The organism is Rothia kristinae NBRC 15354, assembly GCF_001570865.1.
Lineage (GTDB): Bacteria > Actinomycetota > Actinomycetes > Actinomycetales > Micrococcaceae > Rothia > Rothia kristinae.
This window is the reverse complement of record NZ_BCSM01000011.1, coordinates 22,318-46,304: the sequence shown is the minus strand read 5'-3', so window position 1 is coordinate 46,304 and position 23,987 is coordinate 22,318. Positions and strand designations below refer to the sequence as shown.

Annotated in this window: 20 protein-coding genes; 9 read left to right on the top strand and 11 right to left on the bottom strand. The window is 72.5% G+C overall.

Going from position 1 to position 23,987, the window contains the following annotated elements:
- Window positions 1-3: 3 nt before the first annotated feature.
- Window positions 4-1,434, bottom strand: a complete 1,431-nt coding sequence (locus tag KKR01S_RS07655) for a lipopolysaccharide biosynthesis protein (protein WP_058730400.1) — start codon at window positions 1,432-1,434, stop codon at window positions 4-6.
- Window positions 1,431-2,582 (bottom strand): hypothetical protein, encoded by a 1,152-nt coding sequence (locus KKR01S_RS07650; RefSeq protein WP_061225695.1) that lies wholly within the window; start codon window positions 2,580-2,582, stop codon window positions 1,431-1,433. The genes KKR01S_RS07655 and KKR01S_RS07650 overlap by 4 nt, the downstream gene beginning before the upstream one ends.
- 272 nt (window positions 2,583-2,854) lie before the next feature.
- Here KKR01S_RS07650 and KKR01S_RS07645 point away from each other — a divergent pair, with 272 nt between their 5' ends.
- Window positions 2,855-3,667, top strand: a complete 813-nt coding sequence (locus KKR01S_RS07645; protein WP_061225694.1) for a nitrilase-related carbon-nitrogen hydrolase — start codon at window positions 2,855-2,857, stop codon at window positions 3,665-3,667.
- A 118-nt stretch (window positions 3,668-3,785) separates the two neighbouring features.
- On the opposite strand, the gene KKR01S_RS07640 is transcribed toward KKR01S_RS07645, so the two are convergent.
- Entirely contained in the window at window positions 3,786-4,517 is a 732-nt protein-coding gene (locus tag KKR01S_RS07640; protein WP_081101646.1) for an HNH endonuclease family protein, read from the bottom strand.
- Between the two features lie 288 nt (window positions 4,518-4,805).
- On the opposite strand from KKR01S_RS07640, the gene KKR01S_RS07635 reads away from it, so the two are divergent.
- The 4 genes from KKR01S_RS07635 to KKR01S_RS07620 all read left to right on the top strand — a co-directional run bounded on the left by KKR01S_RS07635 (window position 4,806) and on the right by KKR01S_RS07620 (window position 8,333).
- Entirely contained in the window at window positions 4,806-5,459 is a 654-nt protein-coding gene (locus KKR01S_RS07635) for a TetR family transcriptional regulator (protein ID WP_058731801.1), read from the top strand.
- Between the two features lie 113 nt (window positions 5,460-5,572).
- Complete coding sequence (locus KKR01S_RS07630) at window positions 5,573-7,234, top strand: MDR family MFS transporter (protein WP_244884126.1); 1,662 nt, start codon at window positions 5,573-5,575, stop codon at window positions 7,232-7,234.
- Window positions 7,235-7,274: 40 nt separating this feature from the next.
- On the top strand, window positions 7,275-7,601 hold the full coding sequence (locus KKR01S_RS07625) for a type II toxin-antitoxin system VapB family antitoxin (protein WP_058731800.1): 327 nt from the start codon (window positions 7,275-7,277) through the stop codon (window positions 7,599-7,601).
- 36 nt (window positions 7,602-7,637) lie between these two features.
- The gene (locus KKR01S_RS07620) at window positions 7,638-8,333 is read left to right on the top strand and encodes a TetR/AcrR family transcriptional regulator (RefSeq protein ID WP_061225692.1); all 696 of its coding nucleotides are present in this window, start codon (window positions 7,638-7,640) and stop codon (window positions 8,331-8,333) included.
- 15 nt (window positions 8,334-8,348) lie between these two features.
- Here KKR01S_RS07620 and KKR01S_RS07615 read toward each other — a convergent pair whose 3' ends face one another.
- On the bottom strand, window positions 8,349-9,161 hold the full coding sequence (locus KKR01S_RS07615; RefSeq protein WP_224799592.1) for a hydroxymethylpyrimidine/phosphomethylpyrimidine kinase: 813 nt from the start codon (window positions 9,159-9,161) through the stop codon (window positions 8,349-8,351).
- 102 nt (window positions 9,162-9,263) lie between these two features.
- Here KKR01S_RS07615 and KKR01S_RS07610 point away from each other — a divergent pair, with 102 nt between their 5' ends.
- The gene (locus KKR01S_RS07610; RefSeq protein WP_081047775.1) at window positions 9,264-10,040 is read left to right on the top strand and encodes a queuosine precursor transporter; all 777 of its coding nucleotides are present in this window, start codon (window positions 9,264-9,266) and stop codon (window positions 10,038-10,040) included.
- Here the strand turns inward: KKR01S_RS07610 and KKR01S_RS07605 are convergent.
- The gene (locus KKR01S_RS07605; RefSeq protein ID WP_061225691.1) at window positions 10,030-10,923 is read right to left on the bottom strand and encodes an MBL fold metallo-hydrolase; all 894 of its coding nucleotides are present in this window, start codon (window positions 10,921-10,923) and stop codon (window positions 10,030-10,032) included. The two genes, KKR01S_RS07610 and KKR01S_RS07605, sit on opposite strands and share 11 nt — an antisense overlap.
- Window positions 10,924-11,052: 129 nt before the next feature.
- Between KKR01S_RS07605 and KKR01S_RS07600 the strand changes: the two genes are divergently transcribed.
- The gene (locus KKR01S_RS07600; protein WP_232238499.1) at window positions 11,053-12,537 is read left to right on the top strand and encodes an amino acid permease; all 1,485 of its coding nucleotides are present in this window, start codon (window positions 11,053-11,055) and stop codon (window positions 12,535-12,537) included.
- A gap of 103 nt (window positions 12,538-12,640) precedes the next feature.
- Window positions 12,641-13,114: an acyl-CoA thioesterase gene (locus tag KKR01S_RS07595; RefSeq protein ID WP_058731019.1), complete on the top strand. Its 474-nt coding sequence runs from the start codon at window positions 12,641-12,643 to the stop codon at window positions 13,112-13,114.
- Window positions 13,115-13,217: 103 nt separating this feature from the next.
- On the opposite strand, the gene KKR01S_RS07590 is transcribed toward KKR01S_RS07595, so the two are convergent.
- The gene (locus KKR01S_RS07590) at window positions 13,218-15,425 is read right to left on the bottom strand and encodes a glucose PTS transporter subunit IIA (protein ID WP_058731020.1); all 2,208 of its coding nucleotides are present in this window, start codon (window positions 15,423-15,425) and stop codon (window positions 13,218-13,220) included.
- Window positions 15,426-15,742: 317 nt separating this feature from the next.
- Window positions 15,743-18,253, bottom strand: coding sequence for an HAD-IC family P-type ATPase (locus KKR01S_RS07585; RefSeq protein ID WP_061225690.1), 2,511 nt, complete (start codon window positions 18,251-18,253; stop codon window positions 15,743-15,745).
- 204 nt (window positions 18,254-18,457) lie between these two features.
- Between KKR01S_RS07585 and KKR01S_RS10690 the strand changes: the two genes are divergently transcribed.
- The gene (locus KKR01S_RS10690; protein ID WP_061225689.1) at window positions 18,458-18,925 is read left to right on the top strand and encodes a hypothetical protein; all 468 of its coding nucleotides are present in this window, start codon (window positions 18,458-18,460) and stop codon (window positions 18,923-18,925) included.
- A 124-nt stretch (window positions 18,926-19,049) separates the two neighbouring features.
- Here the strand turns inward: KKR01S_RS10690 and KKR01S_RS07575 are convergent, their stop codons facing one another.
- From KKR01S_RS07575 to purQ, 4 genes are read right to left on the bottom strand one after another with little or no spacing between them, the layout of a single operon-like run.
- Complete coding sequence (locus tag KKR01S_RS07575; RefSeq protein ID WP_061225688.1) at window positions 19,050-19,985, bottom strand: SGNH/GDSL hydrolase family protein; 936 nt, start codon at window positions 19,983-19,985, stop codon at window positions 19,050-19,052.
- A gap of 42 nt (window positions 19,986-20,027) precedes the next feature.
- Window positions 20,028-20,825, bottom strand: coding sequence for an LGFP repeat-containing protein (locus KKR01S_RS07570; RefSeq protein WP_061225687.1), 798 nt, complete (start codon window positions 20,823-20,825; stop codon window positions 20,028-20,030).
- 20 nt (window positions 20,826-20,845) lie between these two features.
- Entirely contained in the window at window positions 20,846-23,149 is a 2,304-nt protein-coding gene (gene purL, locus KKR01S_RS07565; RefSeq protein ID WP_061225686.1) for a phosphoribosylformylglycinamidine synthase subunit PurL, read from the bottom strand.
- A gap of 58 nt (window positions 23,150-23,207) precedes the next feature.
- On the bottom strand, window positions 23,208-23,987 hold the full coding sequence (gene purQ, locus KKR01S_RS07560; RefSeq protein ID WP_061225685.1) for a phosphoribosylformylglycinamidine synthase subunit PurQ: 780 nt from the start codon (window positions 23,985-23,987) through the stop codon (window positions 23,208-23,210).

Below are 23,987 nucleotides of genomic sequence, written 5' to 3'. Positions count from 1 at the left end.
GGTTCAGGCCAGCAGCAGCGTGTAGACGGCGAGGACTGCGGCGGCGACGAGCCCCGCTGCGGCCACCAGCCCCACGGTGCGCAGCATCGGCAGAGCGACGTCCTTGCGGGCGTTCCACGCATAGGCCAGACCCAGCAGAGTGAAGGCCGCGACCTTCGCCCACGCGACCCCCACCAGGGCGTCGCGGGAGGCCGGCCAGGCGGCGGCCGCGGCGGCGAGCACGACGACGGCCGGGGTCACCCAGTAGAACGCGGTGGTGCGCAGCCGCCCGAACAGGATGTTGGTGGAGACCAGGTACAGGGCGTAGCCGATGCCCAGCACCGGCAGGACGACGGCCACGCGGGTGGTGTCCGGGTTGCCCTGGGCCAGCACGAGGATCCCCAGGGGCGCGCCGATGGACCCGAGCACCGCCATCAGCGCTCCGAGCCGGGTCGCGGTGCGCAGGGTGGACCGGGAGATCCGCTCGAACTCGGCCGGGTCCCCGTGGGAGGCCTTCAGGACGGTCGCGGACCAGGCGTTGTTCAGTCCGGCTAGCACCGCGATGGGCCCCTGGGCGAAGACGAGCGCGGCCAGGTAGACCCCGGTCTCCCCGGGGGAGGCCAGGCGCTTGAGCAGGATGGAGTCGCCCTGCATCAGCAGGATGATCGCGAAGGAGTGCGGCAGCAGGGGCGCCCCGGCCACCACCGCTGTCTTCACCGCACCCCATGCCCTCTGCGGTGCGGTGGGGCGGGTCAGGAGGATCCCGGCGAGGGCCGTGAGGGTCGTGGAGACGGCGAAGCCGCCCATGAACACCGCGGCATGGGCGCCGAACAGGGCGATGGCGGTGAGACCGAACAGGTGGGCGATCAGCGAGGAGCCGGCGGCCAGGGCCGCGAAGGTCAGGGGGCGGGCCTGGGCGCGCAGCTGGGCCTGGGCGGCGACCACGACGGCCAGGGCCGCCATGGACCAGATCGAGGCCAGCAGGTAGGCAGGGGCGCCGGCCAGGGCGGCGATGCCGAGTCCGAGGGCGCCGCCGAGCACCGCGAGCAGCACGTTGAAGCCGTTGATCGCTCGGGCGTTGCGGGGACCGTCGCCGGGTTCCAGCCAGGCGCGGGTGATGGCCAGCGGGAAGCCCGCGGAGAAGGCGACGAGGCCCACCTGCATCACCGAGATCGCGAAGGAGGCGGAGTTCCACCCGGGGGAGCGGACCCCGCCGAACAGGTGGATGGAGAACGGCTGCACGAGCACCGCGGCCATGCCCTGCACCGCCGAGGCGATGAGGTACAGGTACGGCACCACCCGCGGGGGGAGGCCCCGGCGCGGGGACCCGACGGGGGTGGTCTGCGCGGTCCGGGGCTGCGGGCTCGACGGCTGGACGGGACCCACCGGGCCCGGGACGCCGAGGGGTTCGGCGGGCTCCGGGGCGGGCTCGGCCCAGGGCGGGGTGCGGCTCATGCCCGGCGGCTCCCCGCCGGGGCGTCCTCAATGCCAGGCGCCACGGCCTGCGGGTAGGTGCTCCGGGGCAGGCGCTCGGGCAGATGCTGCAGCGGGTGGCGCAGGAACGCCAGGGGGTGCGGCTTCGGGCCGGCGCTCGGCTCCGCCGGCTCCCCGCCCGCGTTCGGCTCCGTCCGGTTCGGGACCGCCGGAGCGGGGGTCGGGTCCGATGCCTGCCCGTCGTGGGTGGGGCTCTGCGGGGTCGTGACCGCGCTGGTCCGCAGTCCCAGGACCTTCAGGGCCTTGTCCACCGGCCCGGTCAGCCAGTACTGCAGCGCCGGGCGCAGGGTGGACCCGTCCCAGCCGAGCAGGCGCGTCAGCTCCTCGGGGCGGCGCATCCAGGGGCGGCCGAGCTCCACCTCGGCGATCCGCCGCAGCGCCTCCTGGTCCGGCTGCTCGGCGAAGAACTCCGGGAACATGGCGCGCATCGCGGCCTCGTCAGGATCCGTCGCGGCGGCGTTGCGCACGGAGTAGAAGGGCCCGTAGGTGTGCACGGGGGTGCCCAGGGCTGCGGCGTAGAACGAGGCCGTGGCCACCCGGTTGGTGACCACCTTGCGTGCGGAGGCCAGCAGCCACAGGTTGCGGGAGAGGAACTCCGGGTCCCGGCGCTGACCGCAGGTGGTCACCCGGTGCCCGGCGTCGGTCCAGGCGCGCACGATCTCCTCGTGCTCCATGTCATCCACGTGGAGGCAGACCACGGCCGGGCCCTCCTTCTCGTAGACCTGGCGGGCGTACACGGACTGGTCGCCTTCCAGCTGGAAGATCTTGGAGCCGTGGAAGGGGACGACGACGGTGGGGATCGTGCGCTCCGGCATCGCCCCGCGGGCGCGCACCTGGTCCGCCAGGTACAGGAACGGCGCCCCGATGGCTGTGCTCCGGTATCCGGTCTCCTCCTCATCCCGTGCGGGATCCCAGGCCCGGGAACCGTGGGACCACACGAACAGCCCTCCGGCTGGTGCGGCGGAGGTCAGCTCCGTGAAGTGGCTGCGCACCGGGGAGGTGGGCGTCCACCCGTGCTGCACCAGACCGGCGATGTGGCGTGGTGCCGACAGGCCCGCGTGGGCGGCGTAGGCGGCGGAGTGGCCGTAGAAGTGGTTCTGGATGTCCACAGTGTGTGTCCTGGTGCGAATGGGGTGCGATGGTCCGGGTGCTTCCGCGTCCGCCCCGGAGGCGCTCCGGGGCCGCCCGTGGGGGTCTGCGGCCCGGGCGTAACCGGGGTGCGGGCATCGGTGCGCCTCGGGCGAGTCTATCGGAGGGTCGCTGTGCGGATTCTGTGCCGTGCCCGCTGCCCGGCCCGGGGATCCAGTCCCGGGCGTCATGCCTCGGGGGCCGGTCCCGGCCCCTGTGCGCGGGTCCCGGACGGACGTGGCAGGGTGGAGGCATGAGAGCCGCCATCGCCCAGATCAGCACCACCGCCGACGTCGCGGGGAATCTCGCCCTGGTCCGCGAGCACACCGAGCGCGCCGCGGCCGCCGGTGCGCAGCTCGTCGTCTTCCCGGAAGCCACGATGATCGGGTTCGGCCACGACCTGCTGGGTGCGGCCCGGGAGCATGCCGAGCACTGGAAGACCGAGCTGATGTGGCTGGCCGCCGAGCGGGAGATCACCATCGTGGCGGGGGAGTTCGAGGAGGCTCCGGCCGGGTCCGGTAGCCCCCGGGTGCGCAACGTGCTGGCGGCGTACACCCCCGAGGGCGAGCGCTTCGACTACGCGAAGATCCACCTCTACGACGCCTTCGGGTTCCGCGAGTCGGACACCGTGGCTGCGGGTCGGGAGCCCGTGGTGCTCAGCGTCGCCGGGCACCGGGTGGGGCTGGCCCTGTGCTACGACGTGCGCTTCCCCAAGCTGTTCGCTGAGCTCTCTCGCGCCGGGGCCGAGGTCATCGTGTGTGCGGCCTCCTGGGGTGCCGGCGGGGGCAAGGTCCGGCAGTGGGAGATCCTGACTCGGGCCCGTGCCCTGGACAGCAACACGATCGTGCTCGCGGTGGGCCAGGCGGACCCGGCCGTCACCGGCGCCGCGGTGCCGGAGGGCGCGCCCACGGGTGTGGGGCACTCCGTCGTCGCGGACCCGTTCGGAGAAGCCCTGGCGCAGCTGGACGGCGGGGAGCACCTGGAGATCGTGGATCTGGATCTGGACGTGGTGCCCCGGGCCCGGCAGGCTCTGCCCGTGCTGGAGAACGCCCGCCTGGGCTACTGACCGGCCCGGCCCGGCCCTGATCAGATCGGTTCGGGACGGGTTCGTCGTTTCGGGACCGGAATAACCCGTCCCGAAGCGACGAACCCGGCCCGAAACCCAGTGGAGCGGGCCGGGCGGGTTACCGGGTGGGGATGCGCTGGCCGGGGCAGGTGTCCAGGACCCGCTGCATCGCGGCCCGCTCGGCACGGGTCACCCACAGGTCGTACTTGCGCTTGACCCCGGCCTGCCGGGCCACGTACTCGCAGCGGAAGGACTTCTGCTCGGGCAGCCAGGTCGCGGCGTCGCCGTCGGACTTGCCGTTGTTGGCGGGCCCGTCCACGGCCAGCAGGTTCAGAGGGTCGTTGGCCAGGGCCATGCGGTCCGCGGTGGACAGCTGCTGGGCGCCGGTCTGCCACGCGTCGGACAGGGCGACGACGTGGTCGATCTGCACCGCCGCGCTGGTCTGGGCCCCCGCGGTGAAGTCGATGCGCCGACCCGTGTACGGATCCTGTAGCACCCCGGTGGCCACCTTGCAGGTCCCGGGGCGCAGGGTGGTCTGGGTCAGGTCCCGGGCGAGGATGTCGTTGCGGGTGTCGCAGCCGTTGTGGTCCACATCCGCCCACCGCGCGCCGAAGGCGTCCCGGGAGTACCCGGTCCGGGCGGCCTTGCCCTTGGTCTCCAGGGAATCCAGGGCCTGCTGCGCGGTGAGGCCCGTGGGCAGGGGGCCGGCCGCCCGGGATGCGGTCGCGCCCGACCGATCTGCGGATCCGTCCTCGCCGCGGAACAGATCCAGCCCGCGGGTGCCCAGCCCGACGACGGCGAGCACCACCACCGCGACCACGGTGACGATGAACCGGGTGCGGGTGCTCATCCGCACGCGCGGGCGGGGACGGCTGCGGGATCGGCGGGAACGGCGCGGGGACACGGGACTCCTGGGACGGTGGGGAAGTGAGGCCGGGGAGGACGACGGCGCACCATTCTGCCACCGCCGCCCTCGGCCCGACCCGCCCGCCGTCCGCCGACGGACCCGCCCGCCGCCCCGCGTCGCCCACCGCCGCCCGTCGGCGTTGCCCTCTGACGGACCCGCCGGCGGAGCCGGTGACCGATCCCATAGAAGATGCACTCGTGCAGATACTGCATCAGTGCATAAGATGCAGTAGTGCAAGAAAACGAATCGCCGTCGCTGCGCGAGCGCCGCCGGACCCGCACCTGGGAGGCCATCCACGCCGCCGCCGCCGAGCAGGCGCGCGCCAAGGGCCTGAAGGGCACCACCGCGGAGTCCATCGCCGAGCAGGCGGGGGTCTCCACCCGGACCTTCTTCAACTACTTCCCCAGCAAGGAGGACGCCGTCCTCGGGCTGCGCGAACCGCAGATGAGCGAGCAGCTGCTGCGCACCGTGCCCCACCCCGCGAAGAGCGCTCTGCCGGCCTACGCCGCGCAGATCTTCCTGCGGGTGCTGCGCGGGTCCATGTCCCCGGAAGCCGCCGCGGCGTCGCGCGAGGTCATCCGCGAGCTGCCGGAGCTGCGCCAGCGGATGAAGATCCACATGCTGCGCTGCGAGCAGGCCCTGCAGCAGTTCCTGCTGGGCATGGACTGGGCCGCCTACGCCGAGCGGGGAGAGCTCGTGCCCCGCACCGAGCCCGACGCCGAGCCCGACCCGGAGCAGGTGCGCCGCGTTCGGGCCCTGGTCCTGCTCTCCGCGGCGATCCTGCGCCACATCGACTTCGGTGCGGGACGGGAGATCGACGAGGCCGACGCCCAGATCGCCCGCTCCGCCGCCCTCTTCTCTCAGATCCTCCAGGAGGAACGTTGACCACCACCTACACCCCGCGTCACGCGCGCCCCGGCCGGGCCTCCGCCCCGCAGACCGCCCCCGCGCCGTCGTCGGCGGCCGAGTCGGCCACGTCGTCCGAGCCCGGCGGGGCCATCGATCCCGCCCCGGCCCCCAGCATCCTGCTGCTGTTCATCGGGCTGATGCTGATCATGCTGATGTCCTCGCTGAACCAGACCGTGCTCTCCCCGGCCCTGCCCACCATCGTCGGGGAGCTGGACGGGGTGGAGCACATGTCCTGGGTGATCACCGCGTTCATCCTGGTCTCCACGATCATGATGCCGATCTACGGCAAGCTCGGGGACCTCTGGGGCCGCAAGCCCCTGCTGATCTTCGCGATCCTCGCCTTCACGGCCGGGTCCGTGACCGGTGCGCTCGCGGAGTCGATGACGGGGCTGATCGTCTCCCGTGGGCTGCAGGGTCTGGGCGGCGGCGGCCTGATGATCCTGTCCCAGGCGGTGATCGCCGATGTCATCCCGGCGCGCGAGCGCGGCAAGTACATGGGAGCCCTGATGGGCGTGTTCGCGTTCTCCTCCGTGGCCGGGCCCCTGCTGGGCGGGTGGCTGACCGAGGGCCCGGGCTGGCGCTGGGGCTTCTGGATGAACGTGCCCCTGGGCGCGCTGGCCCTGGCCGCGGCCGTGTTCCTCATCCCGCACACCAACGCGGGGGCGCGCACGCGCCGGGCGCGCATCGACGTCCTGGGCATGGCCCTGCTGGCCGCGGCCACCGCCTGCCTGGTGCTGGCGATGACGTGGGGCGGGAACCAGTACGCCTGGAACTCTCCGACCATCCTGGGGCTGCTGGGCGCCGTCGTCGTGGCGGCGGCGCTGTTCGTGCCGGTCGAGCTGCGCGCGGCCGAGCCGGTGATGCCGATGGCGCTGTTCCGGGACCGCAACTTCGTGCTGACCACCGTGGCGGGGCTGTGCATGGGCATCGCGATGTTCGGGGCGATCGGGTACATGCCCACCTACCTGCAGATGGTGCTGGGGGTGGACGCGACCCAGGCCGGCCTGCTGATGATCCCGATGATGGGCACGATGCTGGTGACCTCGGTGACCGTGGGGGCGCTGGTGTCCAAGCTGGGCCGATACAAGGCCTTCATGGTGGCCGGCTCCCTGCTGATCGCGGCCGGGCTGTTCTGCCTCTCGCGCCTGGCCACGGACACCGCCACATACCTGATCTGCCTGGCCCTGGCCGTGGTGGGTCTGGGCCTGGGGATGTCCATGCAGCTGCTGACCCTGGTGGTGCAGAACAGCTTCCCGGTGAGCATGGTCGGCACGGCGACGGCGGGGGCCAACTTCTTCCGCCAGGTGGGCGCCACGGTGGGCTCGGCCCTGGTGGGCGGGCTGTTCACGGCCCGGCTGAAGGATCTGCTGGCGGATCGCCTGGCCCCGGTGCTGGCCGCGGCCCGGCAGCAGGGGCAGGCCACGAGCCTCGGTTCCACCAACTCGCTGACCCCCTCGGTGGTGCAGTCCCTGCCGGATCCGGTGCGCGAGGTGATCATCGGGGCGTACAGCGACGCCCTGATCCCGATCTTCCTGTGGATCATGCCGCTGGGGATCGCCGCGGCGCTGGTGCTGCTGTTCGTCGTGGAGAAGGACCTGGCCACCACGGTCGCGGCCTCCGGGACCACCGCGGCTGCCGGAGCGCAGGAGGAGCGACGGGAGGCGGCTTCCGAGGAGGAGGCCGAGCGGCGCCACCCGTGCACCGGGGAGATCCCGCTGCCGGAGACCGGCATGATCCCGATCCGCTCGTGAGATCCCGGGTCCTCGGGGGTGCCCGTGGGATCATGGGGGCATGATCTTCCACGCCGTCGGTGATTCCCGCCCGTACCCGGACCACGGGTACGACGGGCCCCGGCAGTGGGGGACCATCCCGCCGCAGCAGGTGCGCCTGGACCGGCTGATCACCACGCAGCGCACCCTGGACCTGGGCACCCTGCTGGATGAGGACTCCACCTTCTACGGGGACCTGTTCCCGCACGTGGTCCGGTGGCGGGGTCGGCTGTACCTGGAGGACGGGGTGCACCGGGCCCTGCGCACCGCGCTGCAGCATCGGCAGGTCATGTACGCCCGCGTCCTGGACCTGGATGCGACCGCGGATGGCGACGCGGCGTCGTCATGACTGTCTTTTGGTGACACCTGCCCGTATGATGTCAGCATGCCTCGAATCAGCGCCGCGACCAACGCCGCCCAGCGGGAGAACACCAAGAACGCCATCCTGGCCTCCTTCGGCGAGCTCCTCTACACCAACGGGCTGACCGGCCTGACCATGACCCACGTGGCCAAGAACGCCGGGATCGGGCGCACGGCCGTGTACAACTACTTCGCGGACATGGGTGAGCTGCTGGTGGCCTACGCCCTGGATGAGACCGAGCGGTTCATCGGGGATCTGCGCACCGAGCTGGCCACCGTGACCAACCCGGTGGATCAGCTGGCCGTGTACGTGCGGATGCAGATCGAGGACATGTCCCGCCGCCACCTGCCTCCGGGTCCGGCGATGCGCTCGGTGCTCTCCCCGGAGTCCTTCGAGAAGCTGGGCCACCACGTCGGGGAGCTGCAGGCGGTGCTCGCCCAGATCCTGCGCGCCGGCATCGACCAGGGGTACCTGCCGGAGTCGGACATCCGCGAGATGGCGCAGCTGGTGCACGGCTCGTTGTCCTCCGCCGCGGATCGCGGGCGCGCCGAGGACGAGGCCGCCCGGGAGACCCGCATCGGGAACACCATCCGCTTCATCCAGCTGGGCCTGGGCGCCTCCTTCGACGCCGAGGGCCGCCCCGTCCCCACCCACCGGGTCCCGCAAGCGCAGGAGACCGCGGAGGACGAGGCGCCCCGCCTGCGCTCCGTGGCCTCCTGACCTGCGCGTGCCCGCTCAGGCGAGCCGGTTGATCTGGCGCAGCGAGTCGAACGGGGCGTGGGAGGAGATCCGGGCCTCGATGCCGCGGGTCACGAAGTCCTTCGCGGCCCGCGCCGCCTCCAGCGGGGTGCGGCCCTGCGCGAGCTCCGCGGTCACCGCGGCCGCCAGGGAGCAGCCGGCACCGGCCACCTGGACCTCGCCGATCTTCGGAGCGGAGAGCACCTCGGTGGTCTGCCCGTCGTAGAACACGTCCACGGCGTCGTCCCCGTCCAGGCGCACCCCGCCCTTGGCGAGCACGGCCGCCCCGGAGCGCTCGTGGATGATCCGCGCGGCCTTCTCCAGGTCCTCGACGGTGTCGATCGCCTCGAGCCCGGACAGGGACAGGGACTCGAAGTGGTTGGGGGTCACGAAGTCCGCCAGCGGCAGGATCTTCGCCTTCAGCGCCTCGTCGGTGTCCAGGGCGGCGCCGGGCTCCTGTCCCTTGCAGATCAGCACCGGATCCAGCACGATCCGGCGCGGCTTCTGCTCGGTGAGCACCTCGGCGACGGTGGCGATGGTGTCCGGGGAGCCGAGCATCCCGATCTTCACGGCGTCGAGGTCGTAGACGGTGGTGTTGACCTCCAGCTGATCCTGAAGAGTCTGCTGGTCCACGGGGGTCAGCCGGTGGGCCCAGCCGTTCTTCGGGTCGAAGGAGACGATGCAGGTCAGGGCCAGGCACCCGTAGACCCCGAGGGCCTGGAAGGTCTTCAGGTCCGCCTGCGCACCGGCGCCGCCGGTGGCTTCCGAACCCGCGATGGTCATGGCGATGGGGGTCTGCGAGGTAGTCATGCACCCCATGATGGCACGGGTCACCCCACCCGCCGCACCCCCACCGCATCTCCCGTTTTGCGGAGGCAGGGGAGGGGTGAGGATGGGGCAGGGGTGGGTAGGATGCTGTGCGGCCCGGGTGGCAGGCGGGCCGCGTCATCGTCGTCCCCTCCTCGCACTCAGGAGCCTCCCGTGCCGCACTCCGCCCCCGCCCCGCGCTACGCCCGACGGCCGCGCACCTACTTCGACCTGCTGCTCGCGCTGTACTGCGTGCTGCTGATCCTGTCCAACATCGGGGCCACCAAGGGTGTGGCCTTCGGCCCCATCATCACCGACGGCGGCTTCTTCCTCTTCCCCCTGGCCTACGTGCTGGGCGATGTGGTCACCGAGGTGTACGGCTTCCGCTCCGCTCGACGGGCGATCATCACCAGCTTCCTCGCCGGGGCGTTCGCGAGCCTGTGCTTCTGGATCGTCATCATCCTGCCCGCCGCGGACTTCTACGAGAACCAGGCGGCCTTCGAATCCGTGCTGGGCCCGGTCCCGAGGATCCTCGCCGGCTCCCTGGCCGGGTTCCTGGTGGGACAGCTGCTCAACGCCTGGGTGATGGCCCTGATCAAGCGGGCCACCGGCGAGCGGTGGATGTGGGTGCGCCTGATCGGCTCCACCCTGGTGGGGGAGCTGGCGGACACCCTGATCTTCTGCACCGTGGCCGCCCCCATCCTGGGGATCACCGAGCCCGCGGACTTCCTCAACTACGTGCTCGTGGGCTACGTGTACAAGTGCGCGGTGGAGGTCATCATCCTGCCCATCACCTACCCGACCATCGCCTGGTTCAAGCGCCACGAGCCCACCTACCCGCGCGTGGAGGACGACGCCGCGGCGGGGCCCGCTACTCGCTGAACCCGGCGATCGCGCCCAGCTCCACCAGGTGGGCCAGCTGGGCCTTGAGGGTCTTGACGGCCGCCGCCCGGGCAGCGTCGGGAACCCCCGGGTAGATCCGCCGAGCCAGCGCGGAGGCGGAGGGCCCGATGTCGTCGTCGGTCTCCCGCAGCAGCTCCTGCAGCGCCTCGAACCGGTCCAGCCGGTGCTCCAGCAGCGCCTCGCACCGGGCGTGCAGGTCCCCGCCCGGCGCCCCGTGTCCGGGCAGCACCGTGTGCTCGCGCTGCTCCAGCAGATCCCGCAGGGAGTCGATGTACGGCTCCAGGGCGCCGTCCGGGTAGTCCAGCATGGTCGAGCCGCGGCCCAGCACCGTATCCCCGGTGAACATCACCGAATCGGCATCCAGGCGCAGGCACACCGAATCCGCCGTGTGCCCCGGCGTGCCCAGCACCAGCAGCTCCTGCTCCGCCGCGCCGACCACCTCCCCGTCCTCCAGGGGCGGGCCCTTGCGGCACAGGGAGGGCTCCGCCGCGCGCACCGGGGCACCGGTCATCGCGTGCAGGGCGGGGGCGCCCGCGGCGTGATCCGCGTGCCGGTGGGTCAGCAGGATCAGCTCCACCCGCGTCCGCTCGGTCAGGCGGCGCAGGTGCTCCGGGTCCTCCGCGCCCGGGTCCACCACGATGACGCCCGGCCGGGAGCCGTCTCCCGGCCAGTCCCGCGGAAGATCCCCGACCACGTACGTGTTGGTGCCCTCCAGGGTCATCGGCCCCGGATTGGGCGCGCGCAGGCAGGCCGTGTGCCCGCTGGTGCGGACCCAGCCGGGCGCGGCCGTGCCGCCGGGCTGGGGGCCGCCAGGCCCGACGGCGTCGTGCCCGGGGTCGGGGGAGGAGGGCGTGACGTCCATGGGGTCCAGTCCACCACATCCGCGCCCGGTCCGGGGCGCGCGATGCCGCCCGCCGCCGCCCGACCTCGCCCGCGCCGGGCGGATATGCTGGTCGGATCATCCGGTTCGCACCCGAAAGGCACTTCCGCCGTGTCCCACGCACCCGAGAATCCCGGCGCCGCCGCGCCCACCCCCGCGGAGCCTGCCCCCGGTCAGGGCGGGCTGACCCGCTCCCTCTCCCACGAGCAGATGACCATGATCGCCCTCGGCTCCGCCCTGGGCACCGGCCTGTTCCTCGGCTCCGGGGCGGCCATCGCCATCGCCGGCCCGGCCGTGATCGTCTCCTACGCCATCGGCTCCCTGATCGCCGCGATCATCGCCAGCGCCGCCGGGGAGATGGCCGTGCGCTTCCCCGTGCGCGGCGGCTTCGGCTCCATGGCCGCCCGCTACCTCGGGCCCTTCGGCGGGTTCATCTCCCGCTGGTCCTACTGGGCCACCACCGTGCTGGTGGCCGGGGCGGAGCTGGTCGCGGTGGCCACGTACCTGAAGTTCTGGTGGCCGGAGCTGCCGCTGTGGGTCGGCATCGTCGTGTTCGGGGCGATCGTGCTGGGGCTGAACGCCTTCAGCGTGAAGTCCTTCGGCTCCGTGGAGTTCATCCTCTCCGGGATCAAGGTGCTCGCGGTCATCGCGTTCATCATCATCGGCCTGATCATCGTGTTCTTCGGGCTGCCCAGCCACCCCGCGGAGGGCCTGCACCGGCTCACCGAGGGCGGGGGATTCCTGCCCAACGGGCCGGCGTCGATCTGGCTGGCGATGGCCGTGGTCATGTTCTCCTTCGGCGGGATCGAGCTGGTGTCCATCTCCGCGGCCGAGGCCAAGGACCCGGTGCGCTCGGTGCGCTCGGCCGCCAAGGCCACCGTGTGGCGGCTGTCCACCTTCTACGTGCTGTCCCTGTTCGTGGTGATGTGCCTGATGTCCTCGGAGACCCTCACCCAGGAGGAGGGGCTCAGCTCCAGCCCGTTCGTGCGGGTGTTCTCCGACGTCGGGATCCCGGCGGCCGCGGCCGTCATCAACTTCATCGTGCTGGTCGCGGCGCTGTCCGCGGCGAACGCGAACGTGTACGCCGGCACCCGCCTGATGCACTCCCTGTCCTACGAGGGCATGGCCCCGCGCCGGCTGCGGGCGACGACGTCGCGCGGCATCCCCGCCGGGGCCCTGGCCGTGTCCAGCCTGGGCATCCTGCTGGTGGTGGTGCTGGCGCTGTTCACCGAGTCCGTCTTCCAGATCATGATGTCCATGATCACCACCCTGGTGCTCGTGGTGTGGGGCCTGATCCTGGTCTCCTACATCTCCTACCGGCGCCGGGACGGGGCCGCGGACCAGTTCCGCCTGCTCGGAGGGTCCGCGATGGCCGGTGTGGGCATCCTCGGGCTGGTCGCGGTGTTCGTCGCCGTGTTCTCCAGCGCGACGATGGTCGTGCCCGGCCTGGTGGCCGTGGCGTTCTTCGCGGTGCTCGTGGTGGTGTTCTTCGCCGCCGTGCGCCACCACGCCCAGCTGGATGAGTCCGCCTTCCAGGAGGCTCACGACGCCACCGGCGCCGTGCCGACGGTCGCCCCTCCGCAGCGTCGCCGCTGAGGCGCGGCGCGGTCCGGCGCGGGCGGGCCGGGCCCCCGGCCTGCTGACTCAGGGGCCGGTTCGCGGGAGCGCGCGGGCGGAGCGCGCTCCTAGAGTGGGTGGCATGAGTGCAGCAGTCGATCCCGAGCCCGTGATCCTGGAGGTCCCCCTGCGCTGGGGGGACATGGACGCGTACGGGCATGTGAACAACGTGCAGATCGTGCGGATCCTGGAGGAGGCCCGCGCGCTGGCCTTCGGCGCCCCGCCCAGCGCGGGCGAGGTCCCGGAGCAGCGTCGCCAGGAGGTGCCCATCCCCGTGTTCGCGGACCTGCCCGCGGGCACCCAGGCGCTGGTGGCCGAGCACACCGTGAAGTACCGCTCGCCCCTGCCCTACCGAGGCGATCCGGCCCGGGTGGAGGTGTGGGTCCAGCGGGTCACCCCGGCCAGCCTCACCGTGGGCTACCGGGTGTGCGATGCCGCGACCGGGACCGCGTGCTGTGCGGCGAGCACCGTGCTGGCCTTCGTCCGGCCCGACGGCGGGCTGGTGCGTCTGAGCCCGGAGCAGCGTCGCACCCTGCAGCGGCACCTGCGGGCCTGAACGGCCCCGGCAGCCCCCAGACGCGAGACGGCGCCCGCCCCCTCCCGGACCCGCTGGGGATCCGAGAGGAGGCGGGCGCCGTCGTGCTGTGCGCCGGGTGGGACTACTTGGTGGTCACCGTGATGACCGCGTCCCCGGGGGTCACGGCGTCGGCCGGGCGACCCTCCACGCTGGCGTACTTGGGGGTGTTGGTCACCAGCACCGGGGTGATCAGCGGGTACCCGGCGTCCTTGATGACCTGCCGGTCGAAGCGGTACAGCTCCTGCCCGGCGGTGACCTCATCGCCCTTGGACACGAGGACCTCGAAGCCCTCCCCGCCCAGGTTCACGGTGTCGATGCCGACGTGGACCAGCAGCTCCACGCCGTTGTCCAGCCGCAGACCCATCGCGTGCCCGGACCCCGGGGTCGCGATGACCTTGGCGTCGGCCGGGGCGTAGACGGTGTTGCCGGTCGGCTCGATGGCCACGCCCTGACCCAGCTTCCCCGCGGAGAAGATCGGGTCCGGGACCTCGGACAGGGCCACGGCTTTGCCCTCCAGCGGGGAGCCGACGCTCAGCTCGGTGCCGGGCTCGTAGGTCGGCTTCGGCTTCGCCGGGGCGGCGGGCTTCGCGGGCTCGGCGCTGGCGGAGCCGGCGTCGTCGCGGGTGGAGGACACGCCCTCGCCCGTCCCGGCGCCGGCCGTGCCCGCGGCACCCACCGCGGTGCCGCCGGCGGCCGCGGCCACGGCGCCGGCCGGGGCGGCCACCAGATCCGGGGCGTTGGATTCGGTGGGTACCTCATCCGCGGCCAGGTTCTGCTTGGCCAGATCCGCCTCGCGCTGATCCTTGGAGCGGAAGCCGAAGATCAGCACCCCGGCCATACCGCCGAAGAAGGCGATGGCCAGGCCGATGCAGAACAGCGGGATCGGCTGCATCGCGGGGATGGACAGCAGGGAGGTGAACGCGAAGGCGTAGGAGCGCACGCCCATCCAGGAGATCAGACCGCCGGCGATCATCGCGGGCACCAGGATCAGCGGGAACACGCGCTTGTACCGCAGCACCACGCCGTACAGGGACGGCTCGGAGATGCCGCCCAGCAGACCGGAGACCGCCGCACCCGTGGCCGTCTGACGCAGCTCCTTGTCCCGCTTGGCGCGGATGGCCACACCGGTGACCACGCCGAACACCGCGAAGTTGTATGCGGCCATCGGGGACTGGATGAAGTCGTAGCCCAGGGTGGACAGGTTGGAGATCATCACGGCGTTCAGCGGCCAGTGCAGGCCCAGGGGCACCATGAACAGGTAGGACCCGGCGACCACCACACCCACGATGGCGGGGTTGATGTCGTTGAGCCACTGGAACACGTCGGAGATGCCCAGACCCAGCTTCACGCCGATGGGCCCGATGATCAGCGCGGTCAGCGGGACCATGATCAGCAGGGAGATCATGGGCACGAAGACCATGTGCAGCATGTTCGGGATGACCTTCTTCAGCAGCCGCTCCAGCGGGGCCAGCAGCGCCACCGCGAACAGGGGCGGGAAGATCTGCCCGGTGTAGTTGAACAGGTACAGCGGCACGTCCAAGCCGCCGATGTGGAACAGGGTGATGTGGTCAGCGCCCCCGGCCATGTCGGACAGGCCCTTGAAGGCGTCGGTCATCAGGGCCGCGGGGATCGCGGCACCCACCCACATGTTGGCGCCGAGCCGCTTGGCCGCCGTCGCACCCACCATGATGGGCATGAAGTTCAGCACGGACAGGGCCGCACCCAGGATGATGAACCAGAACGGGAACTGGGCACGCCACTGGTTGAGCATGTCCGCGTTGAGGGCGTCGTCGCCGAGCTTGGGCCCGTTGACCAGGTCCACGGTCACGGACTCGCCCTGGAAGTTGGTGTAGTGCCCGAACACGCCGAGGGTCTGCAGCAGCACGATCAGCGTGAGGATCATGGAGGAGCCCAGCAGGGCCCACAGGACGGGGCGGAAGGAGTCCGAGAGGACGTCGAACATCCGGGTGATGATCCCGGCCTTCTTCTCGTCCCCGGCGCCCTCGCCGGCGGCCGGCTTCTGCGCGGAGCCGCCTTCCTTCTCCATCCCGGGCATCTTGGCCATGGCGTCGTAGACATCCGCGACCTCGTTGCCGATGACCACCTGGGTCTGCCCGGACTGCTCGATCACGGAGAGCACGCCGTCGGTCTTCTCGATGGCGGGCTTGTCCACCTTGGACTTGTCGTTGAGCGTCACGCGCAGGCGCGTGGCGCAGTGGGTGAAGTAGTTGATGTTCTCGGGCCCACCCAGCCCGTCAAGGACGGACTGCGCCGTCTTCTGGTGATCCATGTGTCGCTCCTTGGTGCGAGTGCCCGGGCGCTTCCCGGGGCAGATACACGAAAGACCTGAGCCTCCCGGGGGCACGACGGCGCGCGCGAGCCACGGTCCTTGTGGCGCACGCAGGCGCTGCTCATGCGGTTGGGAGACCCAGGTCTTGCCTGATCGTCAGTAACAATCCTGAGGATCCGACGGCCTCAGGGGGCCGCCGCTCGGCCCCCAGTATAGACGCTCGGCAGGCCCCGTGCCGGACTGTTTCCGCACCCCGTTCACCGCCCGGCCCATGGCTGCTCGCGAAACCATCTGCCGCCGGGGCCCGCGGGGAGGGGCTACAGCTGGCCTGCGGCCGCGGCGGCGTCGACGGCCTGCGGCTGGGTGCGGCGCAGCCACCGCCGGTGCCACCGGAAGTTCGCCTCCACCAGCGCGCACCCGAGCGCACCCACGCCCAGGGCCACCGCCAGCAGGTCCGCATCCGGGATCTGGAACTCGTGGTACCACCGGGAGATCGGGACCGTGAGCACCAGGACCAGACCCGCGTACATCGCCGCCAGCAGCCCCGCCCGCGCCAGGGTCAGGGGTCGGGAGCCCACGCACAGGATCCACAGGCCCACCAGCACCAGCACCAGGAAGCTCGCCGTCTGCACCGCGCGCGTGCCCACCGGGGTGGGATCGGCGAACAGGGTGTACCCGTTGACCGCCACCACCGCCGCCGTCACGATCACCGCGTTCGGCAGCGCGAAGTGCAGGGCCCGGCGCAGGAACCCCTGCACGTACCGCTGGTTGTTGGGCAGCATGGTCAGCACGAAGGTGGGCCCGCCCAGCATCAGCAGATCCGCCGTGGAGTACTGGCGCGGCAGGAACGGGAAGGTCCACGCCAGCAGCCCCAGCGTGACCCCCATCAGCACCGCGAACGCCGTCTTGGACAGGAACAGGTGCGTGACCCGCTCGATGTTCGCGATGATCTTCCGCCCCTCCGCCAGCACCGCCGGCAGCCGGGAGAACTGCCCGTCCAGCAGCACCAGCCGGGACACCGCCTTGGTGGCCGGCGCGGCGTTGCCCATCGCGATCCCCAGGTCCGCGTACTTCAGGGCCAGGGCGTCGTTGATCCCGTCCCCGGTCATGGCGACGACGTGCCCGTCCTCCTGCAGGGCTCGCACCATGTTCCGCTTCTGTGCGGGAGAGACCCGCCCGAACACGGCGTGCTCGCGCACCGCCTCCGCCAGCTGCGGGCCCTCCTCCGGCAGGGCGGAGGCATCCACGGCCTCCCCCTGCAGGTCCACCCCGGCCTGGCGGGCCGCCGCCGCGACCGTCGCCGGGTTGTCCCCGGAGATCACCTTCGCGGCGATGCCCTGCTGGGTGAAGAACTCCAGGGTCTCCCGGGCGTCGGTGCGCACCTGCTCCCGGAAGGTCACCAGCAGCACCGGCTCCTGGTCACCGGGCAGCTCCTGGCCGGGCTTCCCGTCCCGCCCCCGGGCCAGGGCCTGCGCCCGGGAGAGCACCAGGGTGCGCAGCCCCGACGCCGCAAGCTCCCGCGCCCGGGCTCGGGCGGCGTCATAGCGGTCCGGATCGGCCAGGGCCGACGGGGCCAGCAGGGCCTCCGGGGCGCCCAGCAGCCACGCCCCCGCCCCGGGCAGCTGCACCCCGGAGAAGCGGTGCGCGGAGGAGAACGGCAGCACACCTTCCGGATCCTCCGCGGGCGCCTCCGGGAAGCCCTCGGCCAGGGCCGCCGCCGTGGGGTTGGCGTGCGGGTCCGCGCCGAACCACGCCAGGGCCGCCGCGGCGCCTGCGGGAGTCTCGGTCTTCCCCGCATCGGCGGGGTCCAGGGGGTGCACGGCGTCGAAGGAGACCCCGCCCTCCGTGAGGGTGCCCGTCTTGTCGAAGCACACCGTGTCCACCCGCGCCAGCACCTCCACGGCCGGCTGCTCCTGGATCAGCACCTCGTCCTGGGCCAGCTTCACCGCGGCCACCGCGAAGGCGATCGTGGTCATCAGCGCCAGCCCCTGCGGGACCATCGACGCCACCGAGGACACCGCGACCACCAGGGCATCGCGCCACGCCCCGGTGGCGAACGCCGCGTGCCACCCGCCCACGGCCTGCATCTGCCCGTTGAGCACCACCGCCACGATCGGCACCAGCGCCCAGCTCAGCCACCGCACCACCTGCTGCATCCCGGCGCGCAGCTCGGAGAAGATCGGTCGGAAGGTGCGCGCCTCGGCCGCCAGGGAGGCGGCGTGGGAGCGGGAGCCGACGGCGCTCAGGCGCACCCGCCCGGACCCGCCGGTCACCGAGGAGCCGGACAGCACTGTGTCCCCGGGGCTCTTGGTCACCGGGTCGTTCTCCCCGGTCAGCAGGGACTCGTCCAGGTCCAGCCCGTCCGCGGTGAGAACCTCGCCGTCGGCCGGGACCTGATCCCCCCGGGTGAGCACCAGGACGTCGTCCAGCACCAGCTCCTCCAGCGCCACCTCGACGACCTCGCCGCCGCGCACCACCCGCGCCGGGTCCCGACGCAGCAGGGCGATCCGGTCCAGCTTGCGCTTGGCGGAGAACTCCTGGATGAAGCCGATGACGATGTTGCTCAGCGCCGCTAGGGAGAACAGCAGGTCCAGCCACCGGCCCAGCGCGATGATGACGGCCGCGCACAGCCCGAGGATCAGGTTGAACAGGGTGAGCAGGTGGGTGCGGATGATCGCCCACACGCTGCGGGAGGTGGTGGTGGGCTGGGTGTTGGTCAGGCCGCGCTCGCGGCGGGCGGCCACCTGCTCGGCGGTGAGTCCGGTGCGGACCAGCTCGGCGTCGTCGGCCCGGGGGAGGGCGGGTGCCTGGTGGGTCCGGACGCTCATCGCTCTCCTCGGCTGGGGTGGGGGTGCTGCGCCGCCCAGTCTATCCGCGAGCACCCCGCCCGGACCGGAGCCGACGCCGTCCCCGGGGTGGTCCCCGGGCCGCCGGTGGTGCGCGGTGCGCGGCGTCGGGCGGGGGCTCGTGAGATCCTGGGAGGCGCCCCCGCACGCACCAGGAGCCCACTCGCTTCCCGAGGAGGAGATCGCATGGCCCGCCGCACCAGCCGACGCTCTGCCCGCCGCCCCGCCGCGCCGGAGATCCCCGGCACCGAATACGTCCCGGAGGGCGCGCCGCTGGAGCGTCCCGTGCGCGGGCGGCGCACCGCCGTCGTCGGGGCGACGCTGAGCCTGATCGGGGTGATCTTCTCCGTGTTCGCCTCCCTGCTGGGGGCGGTGGTGCTGGTGCGGGTGCAGCTGGAATCCTCCTACACGGCCATGAAGGAGGCCTTCGAGGCCGGGCAGTACAGCGAGTACGCCCTGCCCCTGATCGCCCTGGCCTCCCAGGTGCTCTGGGCGGCGCTGGTGCTCATCGGCTTCCTGCTGCTGGCTATCGGCCTGGCCCGCGGCTACCGGCGCGCCTGGGTGTGGGCCGCCGGGGTGGCCGGGCCCGTGGGGATGCTGCTCTCCCTGGCCCTGTTCATCGCCGTGACCGCCTCCACCGCCCCCGCCGCCTGACCCGGGCCGGGGCCGGGCGCGCCCCCGACGACGTTTCGGGACGGGTTCGTCGCTTCGGGACCGGAATATCCCGTCCCGAATCGACAAACCGGTCCCGAACGCGATCCGGCAGGCCGGGCCAGGATCAGCGGGCCAGGCGCTCGCGCAGGTGCGGGGTGTAGGCGGCGGCCATCTTCTCGTGGCCGGTGGGGGCGGAGAAGTGCTTCCCGTCCACCAGGTCCCCCTCCGCGTGCCACTCGGTGATCTTCCCGCGCAGGGGCACGAACTCCACGCCCTCCGCCCGGGCCACCTGCTCCAGGGCATCGGCCACCCGGTCCCGCGCCGTCGCGCCCTTCTTGGAGATCACCCCGCTGAGCACGATCCGCGACTGCGGATACGCCTCCTTCAGCGTGCGCAGCAGCCGAGCGGTCCCCTCCCGCAGCCGCTCCGGGGCCACCCCGACGTCGTTGCCGGAGCCCTGCACGTACACCAACCCCGGGTCCCCCGCGGGCAGCACCCACCGGCCGCCGGCCACCCCGTCCAGGTACGAGCCGTAGTGGTCTTTCGAGCCGTCCGCCACCACGCCGATCCCGCCGCGGGCCCGGTAGTGCGGGGTCCACCCCAGGGCGCGGATCGAGCGGGACACCCATGAGCCGTCGTGGTCCCCGTCCAGCAGCTGGGAATCCCCGAGCACCAGGGCGTCCCCGGCTCCCAGGGCCTGATCCTCGGCCATCACCAGCCCCGTCCGCTCCGGGTGGTGGGCCAGCGTCATCGCGGTGAAGCGGGTGCGGATCCGGCCGTCCTCCCCGCGGGCCGAGGCCACCGGGGCCCCGACCAGCGCGGGCCCGCGCAGCCACTGCCGCAGCACCGGCGCGGACATCACCACGGCCGTGCCCTCGGGGCTCAGCACGGCGACCCCACCCGCGTGCTCCCGGGAGACCACCCCGGCGGGCCCGTGCTGCACCGGCCCGCGGGCCTCGCCCAGCCCGTGCACGGCGGCCACCGCGTCCAGGGCCCGCGCGGGATCCTCCCGGCCCCGCTCCGGCAGCACGCTGAGGTACCCCTGCTCATCGGCCTGCACCCGTCCGTGCAGCGCGCCGACGGCGACGCCGTCGCGGGCACCTCAGCGCAGCACGGTCCGGGTGCCGTCCGTGGCCAGGAAGCTCTGCAGCACGACGCCGCCCGGCAGCGTGCGCTCCGGGGCCTCGGCCGCGCCCATCGCCTCCTCGTAGCGCCCGCGGAACGCCCCGCGCAGCGGCTGGGCCCCGTGGGCGGCGTCCCACAGCAGGTCCGCCCGGTCGAAGCTCTGCCGGCACACCGGCGTCGGCGCCTCGTCGCAGCGCTCGCCCTCCGGGGTGCGCGAGCTCGGGGCGCCCAGCTGCTCCCGGTGAGCCAGCCAGTACGCGCCGATCGCCCCGCTGGTCCGGACCGGTACGACGCCGTCGTCGGACTCCTCCGCGTCCTGCTCCTGCGTGGCGGCGCTCGCGGCGCTCCGCCCCGGCGTTTCGCCCGAGCCCTCCCGGCGCACCAGCAGCCAGGAGGCGCCGTCGGCGGCGTGACCGGTGCGCAGCTGGCGGGCCCCGGCCTCGAGGGATTCCGCGGGCCACCCGTAGTCGCCCTCGGGGCCGCCGTGGCCGGTGTCCCAGTCCAGCAGCGGCCCGGCGACCAGGTGCGCGGCGCCGCTGGACGGGGAACAGAAGATCCGCCCGCGCTGGAAGGCCTGCTCGCAGCCGTCCCCGGGCAGCCCGCAGCGCTGATCCTCCACCGGCTCCCCGAGCAGCTCCCGCACGCCCTGCGCCCGGTAGTGGTCGAGGATCGCCCCGGTCACCTCCGGGGCGCGCTGAGCGCACCCGGTGAGCAGACCGGCGCCCAGCAGCAGCACCGTCCCCAGCGCGGTCCAGGACGATGCCCGTGCGGCCATCGCATCCCTCCCGGTGCGGCTCAGGCGAAGCGGGCGGGCAGGGTGCCGGCCCATCCCGCGCGCAGCTCGTCCAGGTCCACCGAGGCGATGCCCTGCAGATCCAGGGCCCCGGCTTGTGCGTCCACCACGCCGATGCGCGCGAAGGGGTAGTCCCGGGCGGTGCACATGTCCTTGAAGCGCACCTCCTCGGTGCGCGGCACCGCGCACACCACCCGCCCCTGAGATTCGGAGAACAGCAGGGTGAACTCATCCACCCCGTCCCGCTCGGCCACCTCGCCCAGGCCGATCCGGGCCCCGACGCCGAAGCGCAGGCACGCCTCCGCCAGGGTCGCGGCCAGCCCGCCGGCGGCGACGTCGTGGGCGGAGTCGATCATCCCGTCCCGGCTCATGTTCACCAGGATGTCCCCGAGCAGCTTCTCCCGGGCCAGGTCCACCCGCGGCGGCACCCCGCCCAGGTGCCCGCGCAGCCGGGCCCACTCGGAGCCGTCCAGCTCCTCGGCGGTGGTGCCCAGCAGGTAGATCGCCTGCCCATCCTGGTCCGCCTCCCACCCGGAGGGGGTGCGGCGGGCGACGTCGTCCATGACGCCCATCATCGCGACCACCGGGGTCGGGTTGATCGCCCGCCCGCCGGTCTGGTTGTACAGGGAGACGTTGCCGCCGGTCACCGGCACGCCCAGCTCCAGGCAGCCGTCGGCCAGACCCCGCACGGCCTCGGCGAACTGCCACATGATCGCCGGGTCCTCCGGGGAGCCGAAGTTCAGGCAGTCGGAGACCGCCACGGGCCGGGCGCCGCCGGTGGACACGTTGCGGTAGGCCTCGGCCAGGGCCGCCTTCGCCCCCTCGTAGGGGTCCAGGTATGCGTAGCGGGGGGTCGCGTCCGTGGACAGGGCCACGCCCAGCCCGGTCTGCTCATCCACCCGGATCACCCCGGCGTCGTCCGGCTGGGACATGGCCGTGTTGCCCTGCACGTAGCGGTCGTACTGGTCGGTCACCCAGGCCTTGGAGCACAGATTCGGGGAGGACATCAGCTCGACGATCGCCGGGCCCAGGTCCGCCCCGGAGGGCCGGTCCGCGTCCGCGGCGGAGCCGGCGAAGCGATCTGCGACCACCGCGTCCTGCCAGTCCGGGCGGGCCAGGGGACGCTCGTAGGTGGGGCCGTCGTGGGCGACGGTGCGCGGATCCACGTCCACGATGATCTCCCCGCCCCACTCGATGGTCAGGTGCCCGGAGTCGTTGACCTCTCCGAGCACGGAGTACTCCACGTCCCACTTGTCCATGATCTGCTCGAAGCGGCCCAGGTTCTGCGGGGTCACCACGGCCATCATCCGCTCCTGGGACTCGGACATGAGGATCTCCCCGGGGGTCAGGGTCGGGTCGCGCAGCAGCACCTTGGTCAGATCCACGTGCATCCCGCCCTCGCCGTTGGAGGCCAGCTCGGACGTGGCGCAGGAGATCCCGGCGGCACCGAGATCCTGGATGCCCTCCACCACGGACTCCTTGAACAGCTCCAGGCAGCACTCGATGAGCACCTTCTCCGCGAAGGGGTCTCCCACCTGCACGGCGGGGCGCTTGGAGGGCTTGGCGTCGTCGAAGGACTCCGAGGCCAGCACGGAGGCCCCGCCGATGCCGTCCCCGCCGGTGCGCGCGCCGAACAGGATCACCCGGTTGCCCACCCCGGAGGCGTTGGCCAGGCGGATGTCCTCGTGGCGCATCACGCCCACGGCCAGGGCGTTGACCAGGGGGTTGTCCTGGTAGCAGGGGTCGAACTCCACCTCCCCGCCGATGTTCGGCAGGCCCAGGGAGTTGCCGTACCCGCCGACGCCGGCCACCACCCCGTGCACCACGCGCGCGGTGTCCGGGTGGTCGATGTCCCCGAAGCGCAGCGGGTCCATGACCGCCACGGGCCGGGCGCCCATCGAGATGATGTCGCGCACGATCCCGCCGACCCCGGTGGCGGCCCCCTGGTACGGCTCCACGTAGGAGGGGTGGTTGTGGGATTCGATCTTGAAGGTCACGGCCCAGCCGCCGCCGATGTCGGTGACCCCGGCGTTCTCCCCGATGCCCACCATTAGGTCCCTCTTCATCTCCTCGGTGACCTTCTGCCCGAACTGCTTCAGGTGCACCTTGGAGGACTTGTAGGAGCAGTGCTCGGACCACATCACGGAGTACATGGCCAGCTCCGCGGCGGTGGGGCGCCGGCCCAGCAGCCGCACGATCTGGCGGAACTCGTCCTCCTTCAGGCCCAGCTCCGCCCAGGGCAGCTCCTCATCGGGGGTCTGTGCGGCGTGCTCGACGGTGTCCAGGTTGAACTGCTGCTCGGTCATGGGGTGCGGAGCTTCCTTCGGAGAGGGGGGTGGGCGACGTCGTCGTGGTGGGTGGGGCTCAGGCGTTCACGAGCTGGCGCAGGAGGGAGGAGAAGATCCGCAGCCCGTCCGTGCCCCAGCGCATGGCCACGGCCTCGCGCCCGGAGGAGCAGGGGCCGAAGCCGCCCTCCACGGCGTGCTCCGGGTGCGGCATGAGCCCGACGACGTTGCCGCGCTCGTTGCGCACCCCCGCGATGTCGTTGCGGGAGCCGTTGGGGTTGCCGCCCAGGTAGCGGAAGGCCACCAGGTCCTCGGCCTCCAGCTTCTCCAGGGTCTTCGTATCGCACACGTACTGCCCGTCCTGGTTCTTCAGCGGCACCACGATCTCCTCGCCGCGCTGAAGCTCCGCCAGCCACGGGGTCGCGGTGGTCTCCACGCGCAGGCGCTGGTCCCGGCAGATGAACTTCAGGTGGTCGTTCTTGATCATGGAGCCGGGCAGCAGGTGCGTCTCGGTGAGCACCTGGAAGCCGTTGCAGATGCCCAGCACCGGAAGGGCGTGCTCGGAGCGGGCGGCGTCGGCCACGGAGGCCATCATGGGGGCCTTCGCGGCGATGGCCCCGGCGCGCAGGTAGTCCCCGTAGGAGAAGCCGCCGGGGATGATCACGGCGTCCACCCCCTGCAGGTCCGAGTCCTTGAACCACAGGGGCACGGGGGTGCCGCCGGCCAGGCGCACGGCGCGGGCGGCGTCGCGCTCGTCCAGGGTCCCGGGGAAGGTGACGACGCCGACGCGCACCGCGGCCAGCGCGGCGTCCGGGGCGTCCTGGTGCAGGTCCGCGACGAGGGGGGTCTCCACGGTCAT

What these genes read in the sequence shown, in the direction of transcription:
- KKR01S_RS10690 (WP_061225689.1), top strand. Translation starts at nt 18,458, where the DNA reads ATGGCCCGCCGCACCAGCCGACGCTCTGCCCGCCGCCCCGCCGCGCCG.
- KKR01S_RS07625 (WP_058731800.1), top strand. Translation starts at nt 7,275, where the DNA reads ATGATCTTCCACGCCGTCGGTGATTCCCGCCCGTACCCGGACCACGGG.
- KKR01S_RS07640 (WP_081101646.1), bottom strand. Translation starts at nt 4,517, where the DNA reads ATGAGCACCCGCACCCGGTTCATCGTCACCGTGGTCGCGGTGGTGGTG.
- purL (WP_061225686.1), bottom strand. Translation starts at nt 23,149, where the DNA reads ATGACCGAGCAGCAGTTCAACCTGGACACCGTCGAGCACGCCGCACAG.
- KKR01S_RS07645 (WP_061225694.1), top strand. Translation starts at nt 2,855, where the DNA reads ATGAGAGCCGCCATCGCCCAGATCAGCACCACCGCCGACGTCGCGGGG.
- KKR01S_RS07610 (WP_081047775.1), top strand. Translation starts at nt 9,264, where the DNA reads ATGCTGTGCGGCCCGGGTGGCAGGCGGGCCGCGTCATCGTCGTCCCCT.
- KKR01S_RS07615 (WP_224799592.1), bottom strand. Translation starts at nt 9,161, where the DNA reads ATGACTACCTCGCAGACCCCCATCGCCATGACCATCGCGGGTTCGGAA.
- KKR01S_RS07570 (WP_061225687.1), bottom strand. Translation starts at nt 20,825, where the DNA reads ATGGCCGCACGGGCATCGTCCTGGACCGCGCTGGGGACGGTGCTGCTG.
- KKR01S_RS07655 (WP_058730400.1), bottom strand. Translation starts at nt 1,434, where the DNA reads ATGAGCCGCACCCCGCCCTGGGCCGAGCCCGCCCCGGAGCCCGCCGAA.
- purQ (WP_061225685.1), bottom strand. Translation starts at nt 23,987, where the DNA reads ATGACCGTGGAGACCCCCCTCGTCGCGGACCTGCACCAGGACGCCCCG.
- KKR01S_RS07585 (WP_061225690.1), bottom strand. Translation starts at nt 18,253, where the DNA reads ATGAGCGTCCGGACCCACCAGGCACCCGCCCTCCCCCGGGCCGACGAC.
- KKR01S_RS07590 (WP_058731020.1), bottom strand. Translation starts at nt 15,425, where the DNA reads ATGGATCACCAGAAGACGGCGCAGTCCGTCCTTGACGGGCTGGGTGGG.
- KKR01S_RS07605 (WP_061225691.1), bottom strand. Translation starts at nt 10,923, where the DNA reads ATGGACGTCACGCCCTCCTCCCCCGACCCCGGGCACGACGCCGTCGGG.
- KKR01S_RS07620 (WP_061225692.1), top strand. Translation starts at nt 7,638, where the DNA reads ATGCCTCGAATCAGCGCCGCGACCAACGCCGCCCAGCGGGAGAACACC.
- KKR01S_RS07595 (WP_058731019.1), top strand. Translation starts at nt 12,641, where the DNA reads ATGAGTGCAGCAGTCGATCCCGAGCCCGTGATCCTGGAGGTCCCCCTG.